General features: G+C 35.9%; 5 protein-coding genes. 1 reads left to right on the top strand and 4 read right to left on the bottom strand.

The window, feature by feature from the left end:
• Positions 1-158 precede the first annotated feature (158 nt).
• The 4 genes from RM529_RS15515 to RM529_RS15500 form a co-directional block, all read right to left on the bottom strand.
• Positions 159-1,418 carry an L-lactate MFS transporter gene (locus RM529_RS15515; RefSeq protein ID WP_311485665.1) on the bottom strand — a complete coding sequence of 420 codons (1,260 nt, stop codon included), beginning with the start codon at positions 1,416-1,418 and terminating at the stop codon, positions 159-161.
• Between the two features lie 233 nt (positions 1,419-1,651).
• Positions 1,652-2,455 carry a response regulator transcription factor gene (locus RM529_RS15510; RefSeq protein ID WP_311485664.1) on the bottom strand — a complete coding sequence of 268 codons (804 nt, stop codon included), beginning with the start codon at positions 2,453-2,455 and terminating at the stop codon, positions 1,652-1,654.
• A 584-nt stretch (positions 2,456-3,039) separates the two neighbouring features.
• Positions 3,040-3,771, bottom strand: coding sequence for a hypothetical protein (locus RM529_RS15505; RefSeq protein WP_311485663.1), 732 nt, complete (start codon positions 3,769-3,771; stop codon positions 3,040-3,042).
• Positions 3,772-3,777: 6 nt separating this feature from the next.
• Complete coding sequence (locus tag RM529_RS15500; RefSeq protein ID WP_311485662.1) at positions 3,778-4,719, bottom strand: hypothetical protein; 942 nt, start codon at positions 4,717-4,719, stop codon at positions 3,778-3,780.
• Between the two features lie 472 nt (positions 4,720-5,191).
• Between RM529_RS15500 and RM529_RS15495 the strand changes: the two genes are divergently transcribed.
• On the top strand, positions 5,192-5,964 hold a 773-nt coding region (locus RM529_RS15495; protein WP_311485661.1), incomplete at its 3' end, for a phage integrase SAM-like domain and Arm DNA-binding domain-containing protein.

Below are 5,964 nucleotides of genomic sequence, written 5' to 3'. Positions count from 1 at the left end.
TGAGAAAACTTTTCAGAAAACAGTACAGCAACATCACCACCAAGAAATCTCCCGCGTAGGGCCTTACAAATTTATCACGGACATAAAGTGCAATAAAAATCTCTACAAGGAATAAAATAGCCGTGGCGAGAAAATATTTCTTATTAAAAGTGAACATTTTACATGACTCTTTGCGCTTTTTGAGCCTGCTCCTTTCTTACACCACGAATGTTCGCCTTCAGCATTATTGAAATAACGAGTGCTACTATAATTAGCCCGATAAAGACGTAGAAAACCGGAATATAACTTCCCGTAGCCGCATAGATTTGCGATACCAGCGTGGGGCCAATAAGCCCGCCCAGAGACCAGGTTGTAAGCAAATACCCGTGGATCGCGCCGAGTTCCTTTGTTCCGAACAAATCTGCTATAAACGCCGGAAGATTGGAAAATCCTCCTCCATAACAGCTTACTACCAGGAAAATGAGGATCTGGAACAAAATTGCGCTGCCAATAACCGGAAGAGTAATAAACGCCACCAGCTGAATTATAAAGAATATGATAAAGACCACGGGGCGCGAAAGATAATCTGAGGCTGCTGCCCAGCCAATTCTCCCGGCACCGTTAAAGATCCCCATAATACCAACCATAACAGCTGCGGCTCCCGCCGTCATCCCGCCAATGCTTTGGGCCATTGGTGAGGCAACAGAGATCATCATAATACCGGCGCTGGTATTTATAAGCATAATGGTCCATAACATCCAGAAATGTTTTGTTTTAACGGACTCCCGTGCGGTGAGCTGGGATAAATCCCTGATTTTTTCTTTACCCGAGGCTACGTTTTCTTTCATCCCTTTTGGTAACCATCCCGCCGGTGGTGGTGCGATGTATAAGGCACCAGCAGTCATTAAAAGAAAGTAACTGCCGCCAAGGATGTAAAAAGTGGTGGTGATTCCTACAGATTCCATGAGGCTTGCGGCAACGGGGGCCGTGATAAGCGCGCCGGAGCCAAAGCCAAGAACAGCCATCCCGGTTGCCAGGCCGCGACGGTCTGGAAACCATTTTACGAGCGTGGATACGGGGGAAATATAACCTATCCCGAGCCCTATTCCGCTAAGGAGTCCGTAACTAAGTATAAAGAGTGTGAGGGAATCTATGGAGACTGCAAAACCTGATCCAGCCTGTCCCAAACCAAACAGAACAGCGGCAAGCATGGCAGATTTCCTTGGTCCGTTTCTTTCTACAAATCTTCCGAAAACTGCTGCCGAAGCTCCCCCCAACGTCATCATAACCGTAAAGGCTATGGTAACGGAAGAGACAGACCAGCCCATGGTCTCGCCTAGTGGAATTGTATAAACGCTGTAGGCATATGCCGCCCCAATAGAAATATGTATCGCAATTGCCGATAAAGCAATTAGCCACCTGTTTTTGTTAGACTCCATCTATTTTCTTCTGATTGATTGTTAAATTTTTACTAATATAAAAAAGCTGCAGAGATTTATATTAGAAAGCTTCAAATAAATGAGGGGAAATTGAGGAAAAGATAAAAACTATGGAGAAAACCGAAGATTTGCTGGTGGGTACTTCTTCCCCTGTTCATTTAAAACGTACAGCAGAAGGTCTTTTTTACCCATTACATATGGTTCGTAGTTGCCCGGGGGTGTTATTCCTTTTGCTACCAGATAGCCCCTGTAGAAATTACTCCGTTAGTAAGGCATTTTGCAACCAGTTCAGTTGTATTTCTACAACCACTTTTTTGAAGGATATTTCTTCTATGGGTTTTAATTGTATGGTGAGATAAATTAAGTTCCTCCGCGATCTGTTCTGCATTTAATCCTCTGGAAAAGCGGATTACGACCTCTTTTTCTCTTTGGGTCAGAAGGTCTGAAAGGTCACCAACAGCAAAATTTTCGGGATCAAATTTACCTTTGGAGACTTCAATATTATAATAACATTTCCCTTCATCCATATGGATAAAAGAAACAGTATTTGTGCCAGTCACTTTGAGATGCGAAATATCTGTCTGGAGACAAAAAACATGTTCCGGTGTACCGTTTTCTAAAATACTTAACGGGAAAGCCTGGTACAGCATCGACCTCTCTTTTCCGCCTGCATCCTTTATACGATAGGAAAAAATATTTTTATATTTCAGGACGTCTTCCTCGTTAAGAAAAGACGTATAAAAATCACTGATCACCCTGCTTTTAAGACCGATGAGTTCAATTTCTTCCTGTAAAACGGTTTGCATTAGATCCCCCAGGTCGATATCACCTGCATCTTTATCCACAAATCGCTCTACAGAATCTGAAACATATTCGAGTTGAAAATTATGAAGATTCACAATATAAAAGTAGGAGTTTCCCAGGGCAAATATGGAGGCAAACTTTTTAAAATCTTCGGAAATTTCAAAACGCCGATACTCTTTTACCTTTCGAGAATAAACTTCCTTCCAGTAATCTGAGATTTTTATGAAATCCATTTGCATTAAATGCGGTAGTTTTGAGAAAATAAAGATAGGGATTAAAAAAACCCTAAAGAATTTGCAAGCGCCTTTTAAAGCCCTAACCATAAAATTTAATGAAAAAACCTCCGGAAAGATCCCTGAGGTTTTTCATTTCAAATATTTCTTATTGGTATTGAAGATTAGATTCACGTTGATTTTTTTCTCAAAAATCAAATTTAAAAGCTTAGCCCTACCTAAGCTTTTATCTTGAACCTTAACCAATTCTAAATATTATATGATGATACTAAGATATTAAAACGAAGCCATCTTAAAATACCACTAAAAAGGTAATTTACTCCTTCACTGGTTTTAATTGAGAGTATCTATGGTAATTGTGATGTCCGGTTTGGAACTGTTCTAGGTGAGTTTCTGAACTCTACACGGACCTCTACACTACCACGGGGTTTACAGACAATTTCGTGCGTTTAAATGCAGTTATAAAAGAATTTGAAGTTAAAGATCATATAGACCAGCCTTTTCTGGAAATTAAAATGATTGATCTGAATAGAAAAACTTTACCTCTTTATAGAAGGTTGGATGAGAAGAATAGAAAGATATAATTATTTTTTAAAATCGATTAAATGAATAAGCTCCTCAACTACTATACGAAAAGAATCTCTTACTCTATCAATATCGTGTTGCCTTGAAAAGTACCTACGATTATGGGCAGATAAATCTCCAATTTTTTTTATTTCCGGGAGAGCTTTTTTAGTATTTCGAGAAAGATTCCAATCTGGCTCCTTTAAAAGTTCTGTAATTAAATCACTGAGAAAATAAAAGTTACCCTCACTATTCTTAATGGATTCTTCAACACCATATTTTTCAAAAGTTTCAATTATAAGAATTTCAATTAATTTTCTTGATAGTACGGAGCAAGCATCATAGAGTCCTAAATCATAACAATTAATCGTTTGTTCAGCTATTCGCTCAATATATCCTCTGGTTTCTTTAAATAAACCTAGAGGCAAAAATTTCGACTCGTCCGGATTTGGTAAAATTATGTTTCCAAAATTCTGCTCGAGTTCTTTTCTATATGATCGTTCGAGATAATATTTAGAACCTTTTTTTAGAAATTTTTTATTTTTAATCTTACTCTGTCGGGATAAATAAGCAGGAATATTTGAATATGGTGTTATATGCAATGTGTTAAAACAATCTTCTATTTCTTTAGGTGTAACCCCGACAATTTCCTTCTCAACCTGTAAAAAGTAAATAAAGAAATCAATTTTCTTGCTCGCTTTTTGATTGGAAAAATCTTCAATCGAAAAAATAAAATTTTCTAAACCTTCCATTCAAAATTATTTAGTAATATCTATTCTCACCCTATTGGAACCAATTGTGGTTAATTGAATATCATCCAAAGTATCGTACTTAATAAATTTCTTTCTGTTCTTCACATTTATTACTACCTGTTTAAATGATGCTGGAATTCTTTCTTTTAAAATGTATAAAGCGGTATAAATATGATTTATACTAATTTTCTCTATTTGGAGGACATCTTGAAGATAAGTGATTGTTAAAATAATTTTATCCGCCAAAGACTTGACTTCATATTTTTGAAAAAAATCAAAAATAGATTCCTCTCCTTGTGGTCTAAGATTTAAATCGTCAATTACTTCAAGTGAATCCGCTTTTTTTGATGTCGATTTTTTATTTCGTTTTTTCTCTGCTGGAATCTTCACATTTGGCTTCTTTTTTGAAGAATTAGATCTACTAGTTATAGAATGAGTTCTATTTAGTATTTCCCGGGCATGATTAACACCATCTTCACTAACCAAATAATCATCCTCATTCTGAGCCGCTAGATATCCCTTTCTAAATAAAGATTTAATATTGTTGCTTAAATTCGATCTATGACTAGCAGTCAGTCTTTTTGTACTCTCATACATCGAGATAATATCATTTAAATTAAAAGATTTAGTAGCATAACTTGTAGAATAGAAAGCATAAATTAAAATCCATTCAGTTTCAGAAGAAGGCAGTTGTTTTAAAACAATTTCCCTCAATGCAGGTAGGGCGTCCTTTTCTTCGAAATCTACTGTTTCAACACTGGGTAATTTTTTAGTATCCTTTTCTTCATTGGCTTCGATATAGTAATTTTCGGACATATCAACACCATTAACTATATTTCCTAAGCCATTTTGTTTGATATCGTGAAATTCATTCTTGACCGTTTCCTGATCCCCTTCAAGTTCAATTTCAAAACTCTTATACTTCAATTTAATTCTTAAATTACTCATATAATATATAGTTAGTTAACATGACAAACTTAATTATTAAATTTTTATTAAAGAATTTTGTTATGATTAGTTATTTGCAAGATAATAATTACGCCCCTCAGTCCGCCCCTAAAACAAAAAAAGCCCCACAAACGTACTGTTTGTAGGGCTTTACAAGCATTAAAATGTGGTCCCACCTGAGACTCCCTTCGACTACGCCTGAAAAAGGCTTCGCTCAGGACAGGCTTCTCGTCCACTATATTAGAAAGAAAAAATCCTCCCGAAAAGGAGGATTTTAATTGTGGTCCCACCTGGACTCGAACCAGGGACCACCTGATTATGAGATGCGACAAATGAACTTTCATCTAGCTTCTTTTATCTTCTTATGTGTTGATTATCAATTTTTTATAAAATTTAAATTTTCATTCAGTAGGATTTGTTTTATCTTTAAGTACCCATTTGTTGTACCTATGTTGTACCCAATATTAATTTTATGGCAACTATTAAAATTGTACTAAGAAAGAAAAAATTATCTGATGGGTCCTTCCCGGTTTGTTTGCGTATTACCAAAAATAGAAAATCTAAATACTTTTCTACAATTTTTAAGGCGATGCCATATGAATGGAATGAAACATCGGGGGATTTTAGAAAGAATGCACAAAATTATATTCAAAGTAATCGATTACTCCTCAAACTAAAATCTGAGGCATTTAAAATCTATACCAATCTGGAGATTGAGAATAACAATTTTAGTCTTGATGATTTTGAAAATTGCTTTCGTGTAGAGAAAAATCCGATTCAAAATAACGTTTTTAATTTCTGGAGTGAAATTACAGACGAAATGAATACTGCCGGGAGAACTGGAAACGCCCGTGTTTATAAAGATGTAATGCACGTAGTGAAACTTTATCATCGAAGTCATCACCTTATTTTTAAAGATATCACTCCTGCTTTTTTAAATAAGTTTGAAGTTTTCTGCCGGGCGCGAGGTGGTACCGATGGTGGTATTGGAATAAAAATGAGAGCAATAAGGGCTATTTACAATTTTGCCATCCAAAGAAATATTGCCAGAGAAGAAAATTATCCCTTTAAGGATTATAAAATATCCAAACTAAAAGGGAAAGGATTAAAGAAAGCTCTTAGTTTTCCGCAAGTAATGGAAATTATTAAAATAGATTTGAATAAATATCCACATCTAACACAAAGTAGGAATTATTTTGCTTTCAGCTTTTATACAAGAGGTATGAATTTTGCCGATATGCTTGG

The organism is Autumnicola edwardsiae (assembly GCF_031846505.1).
In the GTDB taxonomy this organism is placed as follows: domain Bacteria; phylum Bacteroidota; class Bacteroidia; order Flavobacteriales; family Flavobacteriaceae; genus Autumnicola; species Autumnicola edwardsiae.
Note: the sequence above shows the minus strand (reverse complement) of the source record. Positions and strands in the feature narration are given on the sequence as shown.

Coding starts and splice junctions, on each gene's coding strand:
- RM529_RS15515 (WP_311485665.1), bottom strand. CDS start 1,418: ATGGAGTCTAACAAAAACAGGTGGCTAATTGCTTTATCGGCAATTGCG.
- RM529_RS15510 (WP_311485664.1), bottom strand. CDS start 2,455: ATGGATTTCATAAAAATCTCAGATTACTGGAAGGAAGTTTATTCTCGA.
- RM529_RS15505 (WP_311485663.1), bottom strand. CDS start 3,771: ATGGAAGGTTTAGAAAATTTTATTTTTTCGATTGAAGATTTTTCCAAT.
- RM529_RS15500 (WP_311485662.1), bottom strand. CDS start 4,719: ATGAGTAATTTAAGAATTAAATTGAAGTATAAGAGTTTTGAAATTGAA.